The organism is Niastella sp. sgz303648 (assembly GCF_059587045.1).
Genome location: NZ_JCAPSW010000021.1, coordinates 1 through 23,166, shown reverse-complemented (window position 1 = coordinate 23,166; position 23,166 = coordinate 1). Strand labels below are relative to the sequence as shown.

Annotated in this window: 21 protein-coding genes, 1 tRNA gene and 1 pseudogene; 7 read left to right on the top strand and 16 right to left on the bottom strand. The window is 43.4% G+C overall.

What is annotated here, in order from left to right:
* Positions 1-80 precede the first annotated feature (80 nt).
* The gene (locus AC59IL_RS34625; protein WP_496556843.1) at positions 81-2,585 is read left to right on the top strand and encodes a M1 family aminopeptidase; all 2,505 of its coding nucleotides are present in this window, start codon (positions 81-83) and stop codon (positions 2,583-2,585) included.
* 198 nt (positions 2,586-2,783) lie between these two features.
* Here the strand turns inward: AC59IL_RS34625 and AC59IL_RS34620 are convergent, their stop codons facing one another.
* The 4 genes from AC59IL_RS34620 to AC59IL_RS34605 form a co-directional block, all read right to left on the bottom strand.
* Positions 2,784-3,755, bottom strand: a complete 972-nt coding sequence (locus AC59IL_RS34620) for a TPM domain-containing protein (RefSeq protein ID WP_496556842.1) — start codon at positions 3,753-3,755, stop codon at positions 2,784-2,786.
* A 327-nt stretch (positions 3,756-4,082) separates the two neighbouring features.
* Positions 4,083-4,868: a TPM domain-containing protein gene (locus tag AC59IL_RS34615; RefSeq protein ID WP_496556841.1), complete on the bottom strand. Its 786-nt coding sequence runs from the start codon at positions 4,866-4,868 to the stop codon at positions 4,083-4,085.
* Between the two features lie 101 nt (positions 4,869-4,969).
* On the bottom strand, positions 4,970-5,431 hold the full coding sequence (locus AC59IL_RS34610; protein WP_496556840.1) for a TPM domain-containing protein: 462 nt from the start codon (positions 5,429-5,431) through the stop codon (positions 4,970-4,972).
* Positions 5,432-5,441: 10 nt separating this feature from the next.
* Positions 5,442-6,032, bottom strand: coding sequence for a LemA family protein (locus AC59IL_RS34605; protein WP_496556839.1), 591 nt, complete (start codon positions 6,030-6,032; stop codon positions 5,442-5,444).
* 194 nt (positions 6,033-6,226) lie between these two features.
* Between AC59IL_RS34605 and AC59IL_RS34600 the strand changes: the two genes are divergently transcribed.
* Positions 6,227-7,324: a PQQ-dependent sugar dehydrogenase gene (locus AC59IL_RS34600; RefSeq protein ID WP_496556838.1), complete on the top strand. Its 1,098-nt coding sequence runs from the start codon at positions 6,227-6,229 to the stop codon at positions 7,322-7,324.
* A 155-nt stretch (positions 7,325-7,479) separates the two neighbouring features.
* On the opposite strand, the gene AC59IL_RS34595 is transcribed toward AC59IL_RS34600, so the two are convergent.
* The 12 genes from AC59IL_RS34595 to gap all read right to left on the bottom strand — a co-directional run bounded on the left by AC59IL_RS34595 (position 7,480) and on the right by gap (position 19,383).
* Positions 7,480-8,121, bottom strand: coding sequence for a hypothetical protein (locus tag AC59IL_RS34595; protein ID WP_496556837.1), 642 nt, complete (start codon positions 8,119-8,121; stop codon positions 7,480-7,482).
* A gap of 267 nt (positions 8,122-8,388) precedes the next feature.
* Complete coding sequence (locus AC59IL_RS34590) at positions 8,389-9,039, bottom strand: hypothetical protein (protein WP_496556836.1); 651 nt, start codon at positions 9,037-9,039, stop codon at positions 8,389-8,391.
* 86 nt (positions 9,040-9,125) lie between these two features.
* The gene (locus tag AC59IL_RS34585; protein ID WP_496556835.1) at positions 9,126-9,608 is read right to left on the bottom strand and encodes a hypothetical protein; all 483 of its coding nucleotides are present in this window, start codon (positions 9,606-9,608) and stop codon (positions 9,126-9,128) included.
* A 112-nt stretch (positions 9,609-9,720) separates the two neighbouring features.
* On the bottom strand, positions 9,721-10,398 hold the full coding sequence (locus AC59IL_RS34580) for a hypothetical protein (RefSeq protein WP_496556834.1): 678 nt from the start codon (positions 10,396-10,398) through the stop codon (positions 9,721-9,723).
* Positions 10,399-10,402: 4 nt separating this feature from the next.
* Positions 10,403-11,002, bottom strand: coding sequence for a hypothetical protein (locus AC59IL_RS34575; RefSeq protein WP_496556833.1), 600 nt, complete (start codon positions 11,000-11,002; stop codon positions 10,403-10,405).
* Positions 11,003-11,022: 20 nt separating this feature from the next.
* Entirely contained in the window at positions 11,023-11,799 is a 777-nt protein-coding gene (locus AC59IL_RS34570) for a TapB family protein (protein ID WP_496556832.1), read from the bottom strand.
* 43 nt (positions 11,800-11,842) lie between these two features.
* On the bottom strand, positions 11,843-13,180 hold the full coding sequence (locus AC59IL_RS34565; RefSeq protein ID WP_496556831.1) for a hypothetical protein: 1,338 nt from the start codon (positions 13,178-13,180) through the stop codon (positions 11,843-11,845).
* Positions 13,181-13,232: 52 nt separating this feature from the next.
* Complete coding sequence (locus AC59IL_RS34560) at positions 13,233-13,802, bottom strand: hypothetical protein (protein WP_496556830.1); 570 nt, start codon at positions 13,800-13,802, stop codon at positions 13,233-13,235.
* An 82-nt stretch (positions 13,803-13,884) separates the two neighbouring features.
* The gene (locus AC59IL_RS34555) at positions 13,885-14,520 is read right to left on the bottom strand and encodes a response regulator (protein ID WP_496556829.1); all 636 of its coding nucleotides are present in this window, start codon (positions 14,518-14,520) and stop codon (positions 13,885-13,887) included.
* A gap of 44 nt (positions 14,521-14,564) precedes the next feature.
* On the bottom strand, positions 14,565-16,796 hold the full coding sequence (locus tag AC59IL_RS34550) for an ATP-binding protein (RefSeq protein ID WP_496556828.1): 2,232 nt from the start codon (positions 16,794-16,796) through the stop codon (positions 14,565-14,567).
* A gap of 217 nt (positions 16,797-17,013) precedes the next feature.
* On the bottom strand, positions 17,014-18,213 hold the full coding sequence (locus AC59IL_RS34545) for a phosphoglycerate kinase (protein WP_496556827.1): 1,200 nt from the start codon (positions 18,211-18,213) through the stop codon (positions 17,014-17,016).
* A 129-nt stretch (positions 18,214-18,342) separates the two neighbouring features.
* Entirely contained in the window at positions 18,343-19,383 is a 1,041-nt protein-coding gene (gene gap, locus AC59IL_RS34540) for a type I glyceraldehyde-3-phosphate dehydrogenase (protein WP_496556826.1), read from the bottom strand.
* Between the two features lie 344 nt (positions 19,384-19,727).
* On the opposite strand from gap, the gene AC59IL_RS34535 reads away from it, so the two are divergent.
* The 5 genes and pseudogenes from AC59IL_RS34535 to AC59IL_RS34515 all read left to right on the top strand — a co-directional run bounded on the left by AC59IL_RS34535 (position 19,728) and on the right by AC59IL_RS34515 (position 22,949).
* A tRNA-Glu gene (locus tag AC59IL_RS34535) sits at positions 19,728-19,802 on the top strand.
* Between the two features lie 543 nt (positions 19,803-20,345).
* Positions 20,346-20,843 (top strand): hypothetical protein, encoded by a 498-nt coding sequence (locus AC59IL_RS34530; RefSeq protein WP_496556825.1) that lies wholly within the window; start codon positions 20,346-20,348, stop codon positions 20,841-20,843.
* 2 nt (positions 20,844-20,845) lie between these two features.
* Positions 20,846-21,253 (top strand): hypothetical protein, encoded by a 408-nt coding sequence (locus tag AC59IL_RS34525; RefSeq protein WP_496556824.1) that lies wholly within the window; start codon positions 20,846-20,848, stop codon positions 21,251-21,253.
* Positions 21,254-21,664: 411 nt separating this feature from the next.
* A complete protein-coding gene (locus AC59IL_RS34520; RefSeq protein WP_496556823.1) occupies positions 21,665-22,015 on the top strand; it encodes an ISAon1 family transposase N-terminal region protein in 351 nt (116 codons plus the stop codon).
* Between the two features lie 31 nt (positions 22,016-22,046).
* A pseudogene (locus AC59IL_RS34515) lies at positions 22,047-22,949 on the top strand (ISAon1 family transposase).
* The last annotated feature ends 217 nt before the right edge of the window (positions 22,950-23,166 follow it).

Below are 23,166 nucleotides of genomic sequence, written 5' to 3'. Positions count from 1 at the left end.
GCCGCCACTTATACTTTTTTTTACAATTATTAAGCAACCCTACTCATATCTTTACGCCTCTTAAATTCTAAATTTTCAATATGAAGAAGCTTTTATCAGTTTTACTGGCCCTTGGAACCCTGGCCCCGCTGATGGCACAACAACAGGAGGAAGCCCCACAGGATACCTCCTGGAAAAAGGTGTACCGAGCCAGCGCCCCACGCATTAATGACCTTGTTCATACCAAACTGGATGTAAATTTCGACTACAGCAAGTCATATATGAATGGCAAAGCCTGGATAACATTAGTACCCCATTTTTATGCCACAGATTCTCTGGCATTAGATGCCAAGGGCATGGATATCCACAAAGTAGCACTGATAAAAGGTACTTCTACCCTTCCGCTGAAATACGAATACGACGGATGGATATTGAACATACACCTCGATAAAACGTATAAAGGCGGCGAGCAGTATACAGTGTTCATAGATTACACCGCCAAACCCGATGAAGTTAAAGTACAGGGCAGCGCAGCCATAACCGACGCCAAAGGACTGTATTTTATAAATCCCCGGGGTGAAGAAAAAGATAAACCCACACAAATATGGACGCAGGGCGAAACGGAGGCTACTTCGGTATGGTGCCCCACTATAGACAAACCCGACCAGAAAACAACCGATGAAATAACAATGACCGTTCCGGCAAAATATGTAACGCTGTCGAACGGTAAACTGATATCACAAAAGAACAATGCCAACGGCAGCCGTACCGATACCTGGAAAATGGACCAGCCCCATGCCCCCTACCTGTTTTTTATGGGCGTTGGCGATTATGCTGTTATAAAAGATTCGTACAAAGGCAAAGAAGTAAATTATTATGTTGAAAAAGAATACGCCTCTGTAGCCCGTAAAATATTCGGCCATACGCCCGAAATGATCGCTTTTTATTCGAAGGTGCTGGGTGTTGAATACCCCTGGGTAAAATATTCACAGATCGTAGGACGCGATTATGTTAGCGGCGCTATGGAAAATACCACCGCTACCCTGCACCAGGAAAGCGCCCAGCAGGATGCGCGTGAACTGGTTGATGGCAACGGCTGGGAAAGCACCATCGCCCATGAACTGTTTCACCAGTGGTTTGGCGACCTGGTTACCTGCGAAAGCTGGAGCAACCTTACCCTGAACGAATCTTTCGCCAACTACAGCGAAACATTGTGGGATGAATATAAATATGGCAAAGATGCCGGCGACGCCCAAAACTATGGCGACATGCAGGGCTACCTGCAAAGCCAGAGCGAAAAGAAAGACCTGGTTCGCTTTTATTACAACGACAAAGAAGCCATGTTCGATGCCGTTAGCTACAACAAAGGCGGACGCATTTTACACATGCTGCGCAATTATGTTGGCGACAGCGCTTTCTTTAAATCACTGAATCTGTACCTCACTACCAACAAATTTAAAACGGGCGAAGCCCACCAGCTGCGACTGGCTTTTGAAGAAGTAACCGGTAAAGACATGAACTGGTACTGGAACCAATGGTATTATGGCGCAGGACATCCCAAATTAACGATCGACTATGCGTACGACGATAACGCCAAAACCGTACAGGTAATCATCAAACAAACACAGGCTGGTGATAAAACCTTTGTATTGCCTATTGCCATTGACATTTACAACGGAGCGCAAAAAGTTCGTCACAATGTTTGGGTTAACGACAAAACCGACACCTTCACCTTCCATTACACCATTCGCCCCGACCTGGTAAATGTTGACGGCGATAAAACGTTGCTCACCGAAAAGAAAGACAATAAGACTTTAGAAAATTTCATTCATCAATACAAATATGCAGGTCTGTACCTCGATCGCCGTGAAGCGATTGATTTCGCCAGCCGCAACCAGGATAACCCCAAAGCGGCAGAACTGATGGTTCAGGCATTAAAAGATAAATACTTCGGCCTTCGCAATTTTGCCATCGGCAAGCTTGACCTGAAAAACGAAACGATTAAAAAAGAAGCCGAACCCATACTGACCGATATAGCGCAACACGATCCCAAAGCAACTGTTCGCGCAGCAGCTTTGGCAACACTGGGTAATTATAATAACCCAACTTACAAATCGCTTTTTGTAAAGCACGTGAACGATTCGTCGTATACCGTAGCCGGCACCTCACTTGACGCCCTGTTTAAATTAGACAGCGCCAGTGCAGTGGCCGAAGCCAAAATACTGGCCCGCAACCCGGCCAAAGGCAAACTGGTTGAAAGCATGACCACCATATTGGTTAAATCGGGCGATGAAAGCGGCTTTGATATCATTGCCAAAGCATTCGACAATATGCCGTTATCACAGGCAAAATTCAACTTACTGCAACCATTCTGCGAATTTTTGGGTGTGGTGAAAGACACCAAAAAATTAAAATCGGGTGTTGACATGGTGATCGAATTCAGAGATATACTGGCTCCCTATGGTTTGGTGCCTTATGTAAACAATCTGCTGAAAGGAGTTATAAAGAAAAAACAAGCTGCTTCCCAGGCTGTAGACAAAACGGCTATGCAGGAGCAGATAGATTATATTAATTCGAAGATCGGAGAAAATCAGAAGGGGTTTTAAGTTGTAAGTTTTAAGTAATAAGTTATAAGTAAACGGGCTGCATCCGAAAGGGGCAGCCTGTTTTGTTACCGGATGCCGGTTACCAGTTACCGGTTACCCGTTACCAGTTACCTGTTACCTGTTGCCGGTTTACCCGTAAGCAATTAACCTGTTTTTCTGAAACCGGGAACAGGAACCCGGGAACCGGGAACTTTTTTACTACCAACTGCCGCTGGCGCCGCCACCGCTTGAGCTGCCGCCGCCATAGCTGCCCGAAGAACCGCCAGATGATGAACTACCTGATGAAGAACTTCCGGATGAAGAGCTACCGGAAGAGCCACTACTCCATGACCGTGACGAAGAGCTGCTAAAAAAGCTTCTTCGGCCCGAACCCCAGTTATTGTTCGAATTGTTTATATAAACATTATTACCTGAATATCCTGAACGGGAAAAGAAGCCACCGCCGGAAGATGAATTTCCTCTCCATTTTTTATATTTAGCATAAAGCCATACAATAAAAGTGAGCGCAAACAGTCCCTGAATAAGTTCCCAGAAAGTGGGAGGTTTGCTTTCCTGAGTATAAGGATTAGTAGTATATGGATTACTTTTTGCCGGTTGGGCGGATGTGGATGCCCCCGAGAGTTTCGCAACTTCCTCCGCTTTCTTTCTGTTAACAACCTCTTCAAGCCCTTTCTGAATTTCTGATACCCCATCTTTTAAACCGGTAAAGTAAAGGCCCGATTTAAAAGCAGGTACTATTTTACTATTTATCACATTCTGACACTCCCAATCGGTTAAATCCTGGCCAACTCCAATTCCGGTTTGTATCCTTACGCGATGCGGATTGCGGCTCATCAAAAGCAATATGCCATCATTCCTTGTTTTGTCGCCTATTCCCCATTTATTAAAATATTGCAGCGCTGTTTCTTCAACGGTGTATTGAGTACCGGTGTTGGCATCTGTCAATGAATTCAATGTAATGATCACGATGGAATAGCCTGCCTGTTGACGATAGGCCACTAGTTCATTTTCGAGATAATCATTTTCGGATGTTGTAAGAAATTTGCCGAAGTCGTTCACTACATGGGCCGGTTGCGGCAAATCTTTGATAAAGGGAGAAGATGATTTCTTCTTTTGGGCAAATGAAATATTGCCAATAAGAATAAGGGTTACAAATAACAGGATACGCATTTCGATAAAGGGTTGTTGGTTAAGGGTACAAGGCAAAAGCCGTAAGCTTTAGGGATAAATATAAGCTATAGGTTATAAGAATGCAAGTAGTCGCCGGTTACCAGATACCAGATACCAGATACCAGATACCAGATACCTGTTACCAGATACCTGTTACCGAATACCTGTTACCGGATACCTGTATACGCACCAATTACCTGTTAGCAGTTAACCTGATATCCCGGAAACCGGAACCAATTTCCTGTTACCTGTTGCCAGGTACCTGTTACCGGATACCTGTTAGTAATGAACCTGTATTTCAGGGAACCGGCAACCGGCAACAAATTTCTACCAGCTTCCGCTGGCGCCGCCGCCGCCGCCGCTTCCACCGCCAAAGCCGCCAAAACCACCACCACCGCCGCCAGACCAGCCGCCTCCGCCGCCGCCCCAGCCACCACCACTGCTTCGGCCCAGCATATTACCCAAAATAAAGGGTCCTAACCAGCCTGAACCTCTGCGGCTCATAAATCCACCACCACCACCGCCACCGCCTCTGCGGCCCGCGAACAGTATAATCATAATGATCACGAAAACGATCATTCCTGCAGGGAAACCTCTTCCGCTGCCTTTTTTGCGATAGTTGTCAGGCGCTTTATATTCACCGGCGGCTGCTTTGATAATAGATGCTGCTGCGTTGGATAAACCTTCGTAATAATCACCCGACCTGAAGTTGGGCGCAATATCATTCTGAATAATGTGATTGGCAGTAATATCGGGAATGGCGCCTTCGAGGCCATAGCCTACCTCAATGCGTATCTTTCTATCTTCAATAGCCGCTAATAGCACTATCCCATTGTTTGTTTTTTTATTGCCCACACCCCAGTCGCGCAATATTTTCAATGCGTATTCTTCAATGGGATAATCATCGAGGGTTTTAACAAGAACAATGGCTATCTGGTTACTGGTGCTGTCGTCGTAAGCAATCAGTTGCTGTTCAAGTTGCTGCACTTCACCGGGCGATAGTACACCTGCAAAATCATTTACCAGCCGGGGAGGATTGGGGCGGGACGGGATATTTTGTGCCGAAGTAATAAGCGACAACAATAATAACGCCGATGCAAAAAGTATTTTCAATCTAAGTATCATTTCTACGTATAAATAATGCCCTGTACGGGATACCAGTTACCGGATACCAGTTACCGGATGCCAGGTAACCGGCAACTGGTAACTAACAACTACTTTCCAAACACAATATCATCAGGCAATTCGTTCTTGTCGTTCACGCGGTCGTAAGGGAAATGCATTTTCAATGCCTGTCCTATATCGGTGATCACTGCTGCAATAGCCTCGGCCGGATCGGCATTTACAAAATGTTTTTTCATTACCGCTACTTCCTGGTTCCAGAAAACCTGCCCTACTTTTTCGTGTATTCCCTGATCGGCCAAAATGGCAAACTGCTGATCTTTCATAGCCACATATACCAATACGCCATTACGATCTTTGGTTTGGTCCATTTTAAGACCCCAGAAAATTTCTGCGGCCCTGTCTAAAGGATCTACAAACCGGCAACGGCTTTCGGTGTATATACGAATTTCACCGCTGGTTTGCTGTTCGGCCTGGCGAATGGCTTCTACAATGCGTTCCTTTTCGTCGAATGAAAAAAACTCTTTCCTTTTTGAGAAGGGGAAAAATGCCATGAAAAATAATTTAGAATTGTACTTTAGGAGCTTTTTCTGCACCGGATTCGGCCCTGAACCCTTCTTTCACATGAAATCCGAACATACCGGCGAAAATATTATTAGGGAAACGACGAATGGTGCTGTTATAGTCCTGCACAGCCGAATTAAAATCATTTCGTGACACTTTAATGCGGTTTTCTGTTCCTTCTATTTGAGTTTGCAGATCACTGAAATTTTGTGTGGCTTTCAATTGAGGATATTGTTCGGCTACTACCAGCAACCGGCTCAACGCACCACTTAACTGGCCCTGGGCCTGTTGAAACTGTTGTACTTTTTCGGGTGTAAGATTATCTGCATTAATGTTCATTGAAGTGGCCTTTGACCTTGCTTCTATTACTGCAGTTAAGGTCGATTTTTCAAAATTGGCGGCTCCTTTTACGGTTTCTACCAGGTTACCAATAAGGTCGTTACGTCGTTGGTAATCGCTGTTCACATTGCCCCATTTCGCTTTTACATTTTCATCCAGGCTCACCATTTTGTTATAGCCACCACAACCACAGCCGCCTAATAATAATATACCAGCTATTACAACGATGAGGATCAGATTACGAGATTTCATATCAATTCAGAGTTTAATGTCTTATAAAAGTAAGATAATTTAATTCAATCAGATGATAATTACTTAAGATTCAGTCTGGTAAGGGATCTCCTTCTTTTACGAAAACACCCCTTCTCACCAGGCGGTCTTAACCGTATTTCATTAGTCGTAGCGGCACGATTTTCGTTACAGTACCTCTGGTTAAATCTTATTTTATGAAACTGTTACCACTGATCATTTGTTTAGGTATTGCAACAATTTTTTTTTGCTGTGAAAAGAACAAAGGCACAGACACTGACAACACTCCCGTTGAACTTAAAGACACCATACTGATAAATAACCTCTCTAATCCCTGGGAAATTTTATGGGGCCCCGATGGATTTATCTGGTTTACTGAACGCGGCGGTAAAATCAGCCGGGCTAACCCGACTACCGGTGCAGTTACACCCGTTCTTACCATCAGTGAAGTAAAACAAAACGGCGAAGGCGGTTTGCTGGGCATGGTGCTGCATCCCGATTTTTCGCACACGCCTCAGGTATTTGTAGCATACGACTATATGAACGGAAGCAACTATGTTGAAAAAGTTGTGCGGTATACCTGGAACGGAACTACCTTAACCAGTGCGCAAACCATTATCGATAATATTAAAGCAGCCGTTAACCACGATGGATGCCGTTTGGTGATAACACCCGATCAAAAGCTGTTCATCAGCACCGGTGATGCACTTGATCAGTCGTTACCACTAAACGCCAGTGCTGTTAATGGTAAAATATTACGGGTGAACCTCGACGGTACCATTCCTTCAGATAACCCTGCCAGCGGCAGCCCGGTATGGAGCATAGGCCATCGTAATGCGCAGGGTCTTGTATTTGCCAATAACATATTATACAGTTCAGAACATGGTCCCGATACGGATGACGAAATTAATATTATCGAAAAGGGCCGAAACTACGGCTGGCCTACCGTTAAAGGCATGTGCAACACTTCGGCAGAACAAAGTTATTGCAGCGCCAACAATGTAAGGGAACCGTTAATCAACTGGACGCCTACCATTGCACCAAGCGGCATGGATTACTACGACAAGGACCTGATACCACAATTCAAAAATTCATTACTGCTGGCTACTTTAAAAAACAAAAGGCTGATGCAACTGAAGCTGAACGATGCTCGTACGGCTATCGACAGCACCTCAGCATTTTATACAAACAAATACGGCCGCATGCGCGATGTATGTATATCGCCTGAAGGAAAAGTGTATGTGTGTACTGATAACGGAACGAATGATGTGATAGTAGAAATATCAAAGAAATAAGGCACAAGGTTCAAGACACAAGGCTCAGGAAGAAAAACACAGGAAAAATAAAGGTATAAGAAAGAAGAAGGCACAAGGTACAAGAGGTTCAAACGCAGTTAACCGTTTTGCACTGAAACCCTTGCGCCTTGTACCTTGTGCCTTGTGTCTTGTACCTACTGCTTTTGCAAAGTCATTACAGATGTTGCATGGGTGGTCATTTTTGCTTTTATACCCTGCACAAACTGATATTGCGTATCATCAATTAATTGTGTCATCGTCATTTTATCGCCGTCGAATTTCAGCTTTACGCCCCCTCCGGAGCTTTGCACGGTGCCATTTGTACTACCGGTGCTTGCCATTCCGCCATCTACATACAGCGAATCGGAACCGATTTTTTTATAGGTGCCGGAAGAACTATAAGCCGGCAATGTAAATGTCCAGGGAAAATCCATCGTATCCTCCGGCACACCATTGGTAAACGTGTAAAGTATTGCAGTGGTATTTACTGAATAAGTAATGCCCGTGGTAGTTAGTTTCGAACCATCGAATTTAAATGTGCCGGCATTATTTTCGGTAAGGTAATCACTTAAGGTAACGTCTTTAAGATCGTCGAAACCATCGTTCAGTTCAACTGTTTGTGAACCGGTAATATGCGCTCCGATAAATTTCCAGGTACCAACTTCGGTATTGCCCGATGTACTGCCTCCGTTGCTGCTGCCGTTACTGCCGAGCGTATCAACGCTTGTTTCTTTTTGGCACGAAGCGAGAGTTATAAGAATAGCAGCGAGTGCCAGGAAGGGGTTTGTTCTTCTCATAAGTATACTTTTAGTTTTTGGTTAGGGGCCGATATATCCCACTGTAAAAATACTACAAGAACCCGAGAGTATTAAAAAAACCAACCATATAAGTTGCCGTAATCTTTTCTCAGGCATATGTACTTCAGAATCAAAGGCGAAGCAGCAAGCGGGTAAGGGGTCGAAAAGTTTAAAGTACAAAGTTTAAGGTATAAGGTAGTACCCGTGTATTCGAAATGCCTGTGTATTGGGGTTCCACCTTAAACCTTGTACCTTATACGTTATACTTTATTGTTTCTGCAGCGTGGCTACCAGTACTGCGTGGGTGGTTACTTTTTCGGGAATTCCCTGGGTGGTTTGGTTAGTTACATCATCGTACACAGTTGTCATGATCATTGTAGTACCGTTGAATTGTAATTTATATCCCAAAGGTATTGGAGGTAAAGCCCATCCGGTAGCAATATCAATCAATCCGCCCGATTGAAAATACAACGAGTCGGTACCAATTTTTTTGTAACCGGCAGATGTACTCTGAGGCGTTAAAGTGGTGGTTATTGGAAAATTGAGCGTATCGGTAAGTGCGCCATTTACATAAACTAATGTATTTGCGGTGGTATTAATAGAAAAGGTTACCGCATTACTGGTCATAGTTGAACCGTTGAATGAAATGGTGCCCGAATTGTTCTCAGTAGTATATTCAGTGTTGGTAACAGTTTTCACTGCACTTGTATCCTGGGTATATTCACTGGTTTGTAATATGGTAACATGAAAGGAAATAAAATTCCAGTTGCCTGCTTCGGTATTGCTGGTATCGCCGCCGCTGTTTCCTGTAGTGTCGGTGGGTGTACGGCCCCCTCCTTCTTTACTCATTTCTTTCTGGCAGGAAATCAATACCACAACAACTGCAATGAAAAGCAGAAAAAGATGGTACTTTCTCATAATTCCACATTTTTTGATGGAATAATAATCACCCCTGAGAAAGTACCAGTAATAATTGTGCCACTACCCCGCCGTTTTTGAAGGAATTAATCCTGGCCCTCATTTACGCAGTCGATGCCTTTAGGGGAAAGAGGCTCTACTCTTTTTTTATCGCGATTAAACCACCATGCCAGTTTTACAGTGGTCATCACTTCGGCCGGCGACGATTTTACCAGCGCCACTATTTCAATATTTTCGATTTTGTTCTGCCGGCAAAATGAGGCCCTTACTTCCCAGCCTTTGCCTACGTTCTTAATTTCAATAACATCTGAAATTACAAATACATGCGAGGCGGTATCTTCCATATAACTGTAGAAAACCATCCAGGTACTGCCTTTCTGAAAAACATCAACCGTCATCGTTTCAGGATCATCAACCGGTGTTATTACATTGCCTTCCCTGAACGTCCAGCCCTGCAGGGCTTTTACATCTTTGGTTGTAGCATACGATATGCCAATGAAGCTTTTTAACGAGCCGGCAAATTTACCCTGTGCGTTTACGGTGTTTATAGCTGCGCTTAGCATTAGCATAACTACCGCTTTAACCCCCAGGGCATAATTAAAACAATTTATCATTATGAGAATATTAAGTTGAGCAGTTTATTGTTTGAGGTTTTTAGTTTATGGTTCTTTAGGTTCGAGTTCAATCATTTCGTTTATACTTGTCTTTTAAAAATTCAAGGTATATAAAGCCATATTGCTGAAACCAGTCCTGTGTACCATAATCTTTTTCGCACTGATCAATTGCTTTCAATGCCCGTTCGAGTGACCCTATCAGATCAACATATTTGTTATCGTAGGTTTGTTTAAAGTGATTGAACTCGGCCACTATTTCGGCCCTTGCACTTTGCCAGGCCAAACCGGTTACCGCATGTATGCTGCTGGCGTTATCGCCAAAAGCGATAGCGGCGGTGTTAAAGTTTTTGACATTGTTATAAATACAGTTTAACCGGCCCAGTTGTCTGCGAACAAAAGTGAGCTCGTTGGCAGCGCGTGTAAAACAGTCCCTGCATTTGGGCGATGTGCAACCGGTAGGCATCATAGCCTGACCGCTGGTGCTGAAGTCGGGCGCGCATTCGCCATTGCTTAGCGAGCGGGTAGCGTTGTACAGTTCCTGGGCACTACCTGCTATGCCCATAAAATCATTCAGGTGCCCCAGTGCATCGCCAATGCTGCTGTTTACTGTAGCATTGGAGTTGTTTTGCTGCTGCATGTTGTCAATATCATCCTGGTTCATCTGGTGAACGGCATCAACCTGCGACTGAGCCATTACTATCAGCGTAAAAAAAGATGCTATGCAGGTTATGATTATTTTTTTCATGATGCTATTTTTTACGTTTAAAGAATATGAACAGCAACAGCGCTATGATAACGGCGACGCCTAACAGATAAATAATATTTTTTGAGAAGAAATTGCCGCCTCCCGATGATGCCGCACCACCTTCTTTAAAAGGAGATGTTACGCCCACATCTTTTGCTTCGTCGCCCACCCAGGTAACCAGCGTATATTTCGCAGGCTTTTGCCGGGGCACCACCATAATACCAAAATCGCCTTCGGTTTTGAAGCTGGCTTGCCAATAGCCTTTATCATCGGTTTCGCCGGTTTTATCGGCCTGCAGCCAGTTTTCTTTATTCAACGAAACAGCTATGGGCGCCGATCCGTTTACGGCAGTCAATCCAAAATAAGCCGGCGAATACATGCTCAGGCCTTTTACAAAAAAATACATGGTATCTTTTTCCTGGTTCACTTCCGTTACATTGATGCGGCCCTTTTGTTTAGCATCATCTTTTTTAAAATCTATAAGCTGTAATTCAATGGGCTGAATATTATCGTTCAGGTTAAACGGTTGCGCTTTTGCCTGATGCAGCATAGTACTCAACAGGCATAGCGCTGCCAGGCCAATAATTTTACGGGCTGATTGCATAACAAATAATTTATGGGTCTTTATTTTTTTACAGAAGTGATCTGGCTATAGCCATTTAATTTTTCGCCGATGTATGTATCAACCTTCACAATCCCAAAGTCGGGTGTATACCACATGATCATCTTTGTTTTCATTCTGTCTTTCATAGAGTTCATCACCTGTTTTATTTTTTCATCGCCACCTACGGCTTCTACGTCGGCCACTGAACTTACCTTATAACATTTCCACGAACCGGCAGGGGTAGTAATGGTTTCGCGCGGGCCTACTGTGCGATCTTTATAGGTTGTTTTTATGGTTGTATTGCGGCCACCCATATTCATTGAAAAGGAAGAGGAAGCTTCGGGCAGGGTTTGTCCTTCGGAAATGTTTAGCGGAAACTGAATGGCGCTGATTTCGGCTTTGGTATCTTTCAATGCCTGAAAATTCTGCATCATTGAATTTATATCCATATACAGGGTCTTTCCATCGCATTTATAAACCATGTTCATTGTTTTATCGCCCTTTGGCGTATGTATTACCATGGTAACATGCGATTCGGTTACGCCACCTGACGAAGTTACATCTGTAATGGTAGAAGTTTGTTTACCGAGTTCTTTGCCGGCCGCATCATAATTGGATCCTTCCATAACAGCCCCTTTGCGAAACAATATCAGGTTATCGCAACTAACCGATACAGATTCGGGCGCTTTTGTTTCGGGCACAACAGCGGCCGCCAGCGTGGCCGCGTTTTGTTTTTGGGTATTATTGCAGGCTGCAATCAGCAGCAGCATGAGACCTACGTTTTGAATGCGTTTCATTGTATTGATGGTGGTTAAAGTGACAAAATATACATGAGGAGATTTAACGGTATCTTATCAGCAGACTTGCATCGCTGCGTGAAATATCAACAATAGAGGTTGCACCTGGCAGCCTTTTAAATGCCAGAATCAGGTTGATGGCATTCATCATCTGGGGCGTAAGACTTTCACCCACCTGGTTTACAAAAGCATCATTGGCCATGGTATGCCGCACGCGCACCGCCAGTCCAAAAATGCCCGCCTGATAAGCATCTTTGAATATTTCTCCGCATAGCCAATCCAGTATGCCGCAGTCGACCGAAAAGTTGCAGGCCACCGCGGGTTGAATATCCATAGCCTCGTAGGTTAGTTTGCTATTGCGCACAATCAGTTTTAATCCCAGCGTAACTACCAGGTTATTGACCTGTGCCGACGGCGTTCCTGCCACGCAACCGGCATCAAACGATCCCAGGTCGGTAGCACATTTACCCACCAGTTCGGGCCCGTCGCTTTCGAAATTCAAACCAGCATTGAGATAGTTATCTTTAAACTGGCAGCTGATGTTGTGCAGGTTGATGTCGTTAAAGTAATAGTGCCGGGCGTTTGTATAAATTTCATCAATGGGAAATTTGATGGTATCGCGCATGATGGCATCGGGAAACTTAATAAAACTGGCATTCTGCACCAGGCATGTTCCATTTGCACAGGGACCCAAATTATTGATACGTCCGTGGGTACCCGAAAAAGAAGCCCTTAGCTGACCGGCCACAGTGGTAAAAGGAATTTCAAGTTCCTTTACGCCATTATTAAGCGGGCCGGTTTCCACATCAATCGGGTTGAATTCGATATTTAAAAAACAGTCATCATCGGTTGAATTGCCTACATCTTTACCATCGGTATCGCCTTTTACAATAAACCGGCTTACCGGACCGCTGGTTGAATAAGGCGTTATATAATCAAGGTCGTAATTGTTATCGGTATACCTGCCGCCCGATGTAGCAGGTGTAAGAATGCGGGTAAATTTCCGTCCTTTGGGCGCATAGGCCAGTGTTCTTTTTTCAGTGATGCGTGCTTCGGTACCATCGCCCCCCACTTCCTTAGCCGTCATTTCGATCAAACCTTCGAGTTGAGCGCCATCAGCCGACAGGGTTAAGGTTACCCGCATATTTACATTTGGTCCATGGCCGCCAAAATCCCTGTCGCCCGCCACCCATTCGGGATAAATTCTGCCGGTAGAAACATTAAGGGTTTGCCGCAGAAGGATGTCTGTTACCTGAAACTTTATTACATTTTTCAATACAAACGGAGTGGTATCGGCTTTCGTTATCAGCCCGGCCGGCTGTGAAAAACCAGGGCCTGTGAAACAACAGAGGGTCCCCAGTAAAAAGATTATTTTTTTCATTGGTATGTTTGATTAGGTATTCAGGAATGGGTATTACAGTGAGGCAAAAAAACTACAGGCTTTCGGTAGTAAAGTGCCCATCGGTTATGGTGATTTTGTTGCCGTCTTTATCTTCGAGCTGGCCTTCGAAAGTGCCTGTCAATAAAATAACATTGACGATTGATTGGGTTCCGGTAATTGTAACAGTAAGATAATCGCCGTTCGAAGGCATTCTTACCCAGTACATTTTATTGTTGATGGTGAAACCAACTGAACCTTTTCCATCGCGGTCGATTTTATATTCGCCTTCTTTATTGCCACTGTTGATCTGCATGGAAACGGTAAGTCCTTTTTCGTTGCCGGCCATCACCATACCCATCGGGAACTGCATGTTTGAAAAAGATTTTACACGCGCAGGAGCAGCCTCGTACAGTTCGCCATTTGATTTAAAAGATAGCGAACCTCTCGACTGATGCTGCAACCTGCCATAGAGTGGTCTTTGAGCAGGCGTTGTATCGGTAGTTTGCTTTGATTCAGCCTGACCGAAGCTTTCGTTTTGCTTTACGGTTGCATTTCCCTGGCACGACGCCAAAACAATAATGATTGTTGCTATAATTAAAGTTTGCAGGTATGCTTTTATCATGTTGCTGTTGTTTTGATAAAAGTAATCCGGCGGTATGTGGCGGGCAACTACATGTTTGGGTAGTGAGGAGCAGGTGTTGCAGTTATACAAGTCCGTCTTTGATGGCTTTGGATACCGCTGCGGCAGCAGAATGCACATGCAGCTTGTCGTAGATCTTCTTTATATGAAAGCGAACGGTATCGAGACTGATTGATAATTCGGCGGCAATCATTTTATAACTGTATCCGTTTACCAGCAATTGAAGAATAGCTGTTTCTTTATCGGAAAGATTCGATTTTTCGGCGTCGGTTGATTTTGCCTTTGGCACCATCTGCAGCACCTTTTTGGCAACGCTGGCCGTCATGGGAGCGCCGCCGTTCAACACGGTATGAATGGCATCGGGGATTTCCATCATAGCATAGCGCTTTAAAATATACCCCGATGCGCCGGCACAAATAGCATTGAAGATATTTTCATTATCATCAAAAACGGTAAGCATAATGATGGGCAGATCGGGATTGATGGCCCTGATGCGTTGCACCGCCTGAACGCCGTTCACCACCGGCATATCAATATCCATCAATATCACATCGGGCTGCAGCTCACGCACATCGATTTCAACCGTTTCGGCATTGGGCATGGTGGCCACTGTTGTAAAGCCCGGCTCATCATCCAGCATTATTTTTATGCTGTTACGCAAAGCCTCATTATCATCGTATAGGAGAATTTTTACCGGCATATTATATTCAAAATAATTAAGCAATCGCCTTTTGCACAACTACATCAATATGTAGCCGGGAACTGCAGCTGCACAGAAGTGCCATTACCCGGTGTTGAGTTAATGGCAACACTGCCTCCCAGTGCTTCGGCCCTTTCTTTCATATTTTTTAAACCGTTCGATGTGGTAAAGCGGCTGGGATCGAACCCTACCCCATTGTCGGTTACGCACAACTGCATGGTATCATTTGGCCTGTTAAGCTGTATAACCACTTTTGTTGCTTTTGAATATTTGGCAGCATTGTTCACCGCTTCCTTGAATATGAGAAAAAAGTCACGGCGCTGTTCCATGGGCAGCGTTTGCGATAAAATATTTTCGTTCACATTGAATTCAACGTCTATATTTTTCGACTCCAGTGTGTGATTTACAAATTCACGCATGCGCAACACCATGTTCTGCATTTTATCGTTATCGGGTTTAATGGCCCATACAATATCGCTCATGGCCTGTTGCATGCTTTGCGACTGTTCGGTAATTTGTTGCAACGAAACAGCGGCCTGCTCCCGGTTGCGTTCGAGGTTCTTTTGCGAAACGGCCGACAAAATATTAATGCTGGTGAGTGTAGAACCAATATCATCGTGCAGGTCGCGCGCAATATCATTCCTGATGCGTTGTAAAGCCTGTTGCTGCTCCAGCTTCTTTTTTAACTGATGGCGATTGAACAGCACAAAGGTCAGCAGCAATATCAGCAGCGAACCAATAATAATCGCATTGCGAAACTGTTTTTGGTTTTGTAGTTCTTTTTTATCGAGCTCCTTTTGCTGTTGCGACAGCCTTAACTGTTGTTCATTAGCCCGCGACAGCAGCAATTGTTTTTCCAGTTCTTCGTCCTGGTGTTTGATCTTCAGGTCCTGCAGCTCCCGGGCCTGTACCAGCAGGTTAATTTCGTTTTGCTTTCTTTTAGCCTCCTGCATATTACCGGCAATAATGGCCTGTTGTTTTTCCAGTTCCAGTCTTTTTATTTTCTGATCGGCATTGAGGCGGGCAATTTCATTATCCTTTTTTTCTGTTTGATATTTCAGTTGCAGGCTGGCAATATTGGTTTGCGTTTGCTGGTTGATAACGCTATCGCGATACGCATAATACAGCTTCAGATTGTCGTAAGCCGATTTAAAATCATTTCTGTTTTTATAATAACCGGCTTTGCTGCCGAAGATATCGCGCAAACCGGCCTTATTGCCCGTTTGCAACGTTAATTCATAAGCCTTTTTATAATAGTCTTCAACAGCGTCATAATCTTTTAACCCGGCACACAGCACGGCGCTCCACATATAACGGTTGGCAACACCTGCCTTGTCGTTCAACGCTTCGCATACGGCGATGGCCTTTTTGGTGTATTCAAGGGCTTCGGCATTCCGGTTCTGCCGGCTCAATAATATCGAGGCATTGTCGTAGTTGATGATCAGCGTTCTTTTAACGCCGCTTTTTTCGGCATACTGCATGGCTATTTGCTGATAACGGATAGCCGAATCCAGCGAAGTGTTTATGAAAAAGCGACTCAAATTGCCGTATGAATAAGCGAGGCCCTGAATATCGCCGATGCGCTCACGAATGGCGATGGCCCTTTTTACATAATGCAAACATTCAGGAATATTGCCCAGGGTAAAATAAACCGATGACAGGCTGCTGGTGGTAGTGGCGAGTCCGGCATCATCGCCGGTTTTTTCAAACACCCTTACTGCTTTCAGGTACCAGTTCACCTGGTTTTCGAGGTCGCCCTTACCGCCAAACATATACCCCATATCATTATACACCAGGCCGGTATAGTTCGACTGCACCTTTTCGAAATAAAACGAGAGCGCTTTGTGAAATAATTTTTCGGCTTCCTCATTGCGGCCATCATACATTATGTATTGCCCCTGCTGGTACCAGGCAAGGGCCATCATAAAACTATCTTTCAACTGCGCACCGATTCGCAGGGCGGTAGTATAATATGGTTCCATGTTGCCGGTATCGGATTGCTGCACCTTTATATCGGCAATTTTTAAACCGGCGAAGCCTTCTCCCCGCAACATTTTTTTCTGCTTACTGATCTGCAGGGCCATGGAAGCGCTGTTCAATGCCGCATCCATAGAGCCGGCCATTGATAAATTATCTGCCTCGCTTAACAATTTATATATCCTGATAGAATCATTGAGGGTGTAAAAACCCTGCGCCTTAACAATTGATGAAGAAGAACCACACAAAACCATCAGCACCACCAAATGTGTATAAAAGTTAATTCTGGTCGGTTGCATGGGAAGGTTGTAGTATAACAAATGTAAACAATATTTGGAAGAAGCAGGATGCAGGTTACAGGTTGCAGGTTTCAGGTTACAGGTTACAGGGTACAGGTTACATGGTACAGGGTGCAGGACTCAGGAAACTTTAAACAACAAACCAGAAACATAAAAAGCAAAGAGCCATGATAACTGCTATCATGGCTCTTTGCAATATGATGATTGCCTGCGTGTATTACTGCTTTATGGCAGCAATGCCCGGCAATTCTTTTCCTTCAAAATACTCAAGCATAGCGCCGCCGCCGGTTGATACATAGCTTACTTTATCAGCATAACCGAACTGGTTTACAGCAGCTACTGAATCGCCACCGCCTACCAGTGAAAAAGCACCGTCCTGGGTAGCTTCGGCAACAGCGGTTGCAATAGCTTTGGTACCATGCTGAAACTTTTCCATTTCAAAAACGCCCATAGGGCCATTCCATAAAATGGTTTTTGAGCGTTTTATAACATTGATAAACTGTTCGCAGGCATTGGGGCCAACGTCGAGTCCCATCCAGCCATCAGGGATATTGTTGCTGGGAGCGTTGGAAGTAAGCGCGTTGGCATCAAACTTATCGGCAATCACCGAATCAGACGGGAAGTGCAGACAAACACCTTTAGCCTCGGCTTTCTTCAACAATTCACGGGCGATGTCGAGACGATCTTCTTCGCACAGCGAATTACCAATTTTACCACCCTGGGCTTTTTCGAACGTATAGGCCATACCGCCGCCGATGATGATATCGGTAGCGCGTTCGAGCAGGTTTTCGATGATGAGAATTTTATCAGATACTTTGGCGCCGCCGATGATGGCAGTGAAAGGTTTTTCGGCGCTGTGCAATACTTTTTCGGCACTTTTAACTTCACCTTCCATCAGCAGACCGAACATTTTTTTACCGGCTGCAAAGAATTTAGCGATCACAGCGGTAGAAGCATGTGCGCGGTGAGCGGTTCCAAAGGCATCGTTCACATAAACATCGCCCAGTTTGCTGAGTTTTTCGGCAAAGGCTTCGTCGCCTTTTTCTTCTTCTTTATAAAAGCGAAGATTTTCGAGCAACAGCACTTCACCGGGTTTCAGCGCAGCCGCTTTATCGTATGCTTCTTTACCAATGCAATCATTGGCAAATTCAACTTTGGTACCGCCTAATAATTCAGATAAATGATTAACGATATGTTTGAGTGATGATTTTTCTTCGGGCCCTTCTTTGGGGCGGCCAAGGTGGCTCATCAGTATCACGCTGCCGCCGTCGGCCAGAATTTTTTTAATGGTAGGCACGGCAGCCTTCATGCGGGTATCATCGGTAATTGCTAATGTTTTTTTATCGAGGGGTACATTAAAATCAACCCTGATCAGGGCTTTCTGTCCCTTGAAATTATATGTGCTGAATGTTGACATATTCGGTATTTAAATAAAAACCGCAAAGCGATGATAGCAAAGTTGTGCGCAGCGTTTCCTCTGCTTCACCTGCTTTCAACATCTTTGCGGTTTAATAAAGAATAAAAAATTTATTCCGCTATAATACTACTAAGCTTTCGCTGTTTGTTTTGCAGTGCCTTTGCTGATTTGCTTTGCAAAATAATTTACAGTACGTACCAGTTGGCTAACATAGCTCATTTCGTTATCGTACCAGGCAACAGTACGAACCAGTTGGGTATCGCCCACGGTTTGTACTCTTGTTTGGGTAGCATCGTATAAAGAGCCATAAGAAATACCAATTACATCGGTGCTTACGATTTCATCTTCGGTATAACCAAAGCTTTCGTTGGCAGCCGATTTCATGGCATTGTTTACTTCTTCAACAGTAACTTTCTTTTTTAATACGGCAGTTACTTCAGTTAAAGAACCGGTGATGGTAGGAACGCGTTGAGCCGAACCATCTAATTTACCTTTCAGGCTGGGTAATACCAGACCGATAGCTTTGGCAGCGCCTGTGCTGTTCGGAACGATATTTTGAGCTGCGGCGCGTGCGCGGCGCAGGTCGCCTTTGGGGTGAGGAGCGTCCTGAGTATTTTGGTCGTTTGTATAGGCGTGAATGGTAGTCATTAAGCCGTTTACAATACCAAATTGATCTTCAAGTACTTTTGCCATAGGAGCCAAACAGTTGGTAGTGCATGAAGCGCAGCTGATCACTGTTTCGGTACCATCGAGAATATCGTGGTTTACGTTGAACACGATGGTTTTAAGATCGCCGGTGGCGGGGGCAGAGATTACCACTCTTTTAGCGCCGGCAGTTAAGTGCGCTTCGGCTTTGGCTTTGTCGGTAAAGAAACCGGTGCATTCGAGAACCACATCAACATCATGTGTTCCCCAGGGAATTTCGGCCGGATTTTTCTGTGCGTATATTTTTACTTCTTCACCATTTACTATGATAGAGTTGTCGGTAAATTTTACGTCGGCATCAAAACGGCCCTGGGCGCTGTCGTATTTCAACAGGTGAGCCAATACTTTTGGACTGGTCAAGTCGTTAATAGCAACTACATCTATCCCATCCATTTTATAAATCTGGCGGTATACCAACCGGCCAATACGGCCAAAACCGTTGATCGCCACTTTAACTGTGCTCATGTTCTAATTATTTAGTTAGTTAAAAATTGCGGGGACGAAGTTACAATATTGTGTGTAATTGGGTTCATGATATTTATTAGGTAAACATGATTCATGTCATTTAATAATATTGAGCGGGTGCGATATTGCGCGAATGAAATGATTTGGAACCTGACGAAACAAAACGTAACCTTTTAAACGGGCAACTATCATATAATTTATACTTATAATATAGATTTAGGGAAGTAACAATCTCTGCAGTCGGATATGCGGAAAGATTATTTGTAAAAAATCTTTCCAAAAGGTTCATTTTTTTTTGGCGGTGAATCGGTTGGCTACTATCTTTGCCGTCCCAAAAACAGAACGCCGCGTTCGTCTAAGGGCTAGGACACCACCCTTTCACGGTGGTGATACGGGTTCGAATCCCGTACGCGGTACCAGATAAAAAGCTCCGAATTTCGGGGCTTTTTTGATTTTATGGCCTTTTGGTGATACGGGATTCGAACCCGTACGCGGAAAGACTTTGCTTACCGGCTAGTGATATTTTCAAATTTAGATTCCTGAGATTCGTTAAAATGGACATGGCCAGCTTTCGCTGTTCCAAAAGGTTCATATGGGTTTTGGCAAGATTACTGATTGCCATCTCCAATGCCCCTTTTTGGGCATAGTTTGGCATACCATTTTTTGTAGGTGATCGTTTCGATCTCGTCTTTAATTAGCCGCTCTTCAACCCCTTCTATTTTTGCTAACACCTACTTTAAACAAAGTGAGTTTACAACAATTTAAAAACGTGAAAAACACCTTATTACTACTATTTAAACAATTTACGTAATCTCGAATCTCAGAATGGTTTATTAAAAAAATGACTATGCGCAAGAAAATAACGGAGAAAGATAAAATCTGATGTTATTACATAGATTGCGTTTCTTTTTTGACAACTTGAATAAAAGAACGCGCTTTACAAATATTGAAACTTAAATCAATTGACATCGTTCATCGATATACTTTCAAGATTAATTATCGCAACAATTACGTTTGTTGGGCCTATGATTGTTTTTTGTTTTGGAGTTTTTTTTGACGCTCTTAAATTAAGCGTAAAAGAAAAAAGCGAAAAACAGCAAAAGCTAGCTGAGCAAGCGCTAGCTCAGTTAAACGCCATGTCAAATGTTGACAGCGTAAAATTAATTGTAGATACAGCAAAACAAATGGAAGTAAAATGGCGACATAAAGCTTATAATTTCTTCATGCCTCCTAAAACACAAATAGTATTTATTTTTTCTTTCCTATTATTGTCATTGAGCACACTTATGTTAAGCCATTTAATACTAGATAATGTTTGGCAATTGTATAATTATACATTCTGGAGATTTTCAATACATATTTGTTTTTGGTCTTACTTAATTTCAGTATTAGTAATAATTCTTTTTGTTCGCAATGTAATTTTGATGAAAGAGAAATTAGAAAAAAGTAAAAAGATTTAGAAATGGATGAGATTATTATTAACTTAAATAATAAGCAAATCAAGAAAATGCTTTCAAAGGGTTCATTCTCGATGTTGCTTTCATTATACGCTTTCCATTTATCGTATACAACGAAGAAGAGTTTTTCACTGGAATCAATAGAGGAAAAAGTAGATTTTTTACCTAATAAGTTTATAATAGCCTGCTTGGTTTTTTCCCAAGCGATCGAATTAGCAGAATACACAGTAAACGCAAGTTCTAAAGAGCAACTATACAATATTATAAAATATAATCCTGACTTATCTCTTCTAATAAAGGAAACGGTATATAAAAAAGCTAAAGAAGTAGATGATAGACTTGGAAATGACACAAAGAATTTATCCAAGCTATGGACATCACGAATTACCAACTTAGAAGCTTATTTTGATTAAGGTGACTGACATCAAGGTCCGACAAGGGTTCATGATTATTTATAACGCTTTTATAATCATGAACATCGCTACCCCACTTAAGTCCATGCTCTATAAGGCAAAAAATAGAAGATTCTAACCAACCAACTTAAACTAAAAATATTCTATTTATTTATATAAGTGATTGTATTTCAATTCATAACTTCATTTTCAACCCATATAATTTTCTTAACGCATCTATCACTTGGTTCGAACTCTGCCCCAACAGGGGGTACTCTTACGAAAGCCGCTCTATGAGCGGCTTTTGGCGTTTTATTGCTTTAAAGCTTCTTGTTGCCGGATGCTTTCTTTGTGAATATCGGATCATGTTGAATTCTTGGGGGATTGTAAGGAAAGTAGTTTTTTTGCAGGCAACAAAAAGGGACTAAGAAATTGGATACAGCAAAAGAACTGATGGGTTATTTTTTACCAGAAGGGACACTGGAATATTTTGATTTGACACACATAGTAAAGGATAAGGAAGGACTGGTTTTATTTTTAGAAGAGAAAAACAATCCCCCGGCAAAATACACGGGTCAGACACTACACTCCAAAGGGTTTTATCCTGAAATCCGGGTACAGGATTTTCCGATTCGCGAACACAAAGTAGAATTAAGCATAAAACGCCGCCGCTGGGAGGTTCAGTCCAGTGGAGAAATAGTATCGCGCAACTGGGATTTGGTTATGAAAGGAGCACGACTCACTAAAGAGTTCGCGCTTTTTTTAAAAGAAACACTTGGATGATCAGCCAATAAGTTGCCATCAGTTGGCCCGCATGTACCAGATGGATGGCCGTCAGCTTCAGCAACAATACAAAAATCACATCAGCGATTATAAAGATTGGGATCAGCGTGAGCACGCCTCCGAATGGATGCTTTTTGAGAAGAACATAGGTACTCACCTGAGTATTGATGAGACCGCTTTGTCTAATGATGAGCTTTATACGGTAGTCACCAATAAATCAGCCAAAGGCCGTAAAGGAGCTGTTGTAGCCATGATCAAAAGTACTCAGGCGGATAAAGTGGTTGAAGTACTACAGCGCATAAATAAGCGATTAAGGCAAAGGGTTCAGGAAGTAACCCTGGATATGGCCGCTGGTATGCACGTCGTTGTCAAACGTTGTTTTCCTTTTGCACACCGGGTTGTAGATCGTTTCCATGTACAACAACTGGCTTCAGAAGCGGTGCAGGAAATACGCATCAAACACCGCTGGCAGGCTATAGATGAAGAAAATGAACAAATTGCCCTGGCCAAAAAGAAATGACTGCCCTACACCCCACAATTGCTACCCAATGGCGATTCTCCCAAACAATTACTGGCCCGCAGCCGCTACCTGTTATTCAAGCATAAAGATTGTTGGACTTCCACTCAGAAGCAGCGGGCAACCCTGATGTTTGAGCGTTATCCGGCAATAAAGAATGCCTATGAGATGTATATGAAGTTGGCTGACATCTTCTGTTACTGTAAATGCAAGGAACAGGCGTTTAAAAGATTGGCTTTATGGTTTAATGAAGTGGAGGTCGCAGGGATCGAATCTTTTAGAACCGTATACAGATCTATCGAAACTCACTACGAGAGTATCCTCAATTATTTTAATAACAGAAGTACCAACGCTTCTGCGGAATCATTTAATGCAAAATCAAGGCTTTTAGAGCTTACAAATCCCCCAACAATTTGACTTGATCCGGTGGCATTAGTATAGCAAATGCAACAATCTTTTATCTTCTTCACCGCATGAAGGGAAAGCATCAAAAACCTCCGGCGCACATTGTATTGAAAGTTGCCAGGGCTTTGATAGTTGCCAGGTCAGTGATCTTGCAAACAGGCAGCGCCACCCGCCCATCGTCGTAAAGTAACCATTCGGTTCTCGACACTGCCGAAGCGATTGTATAAGC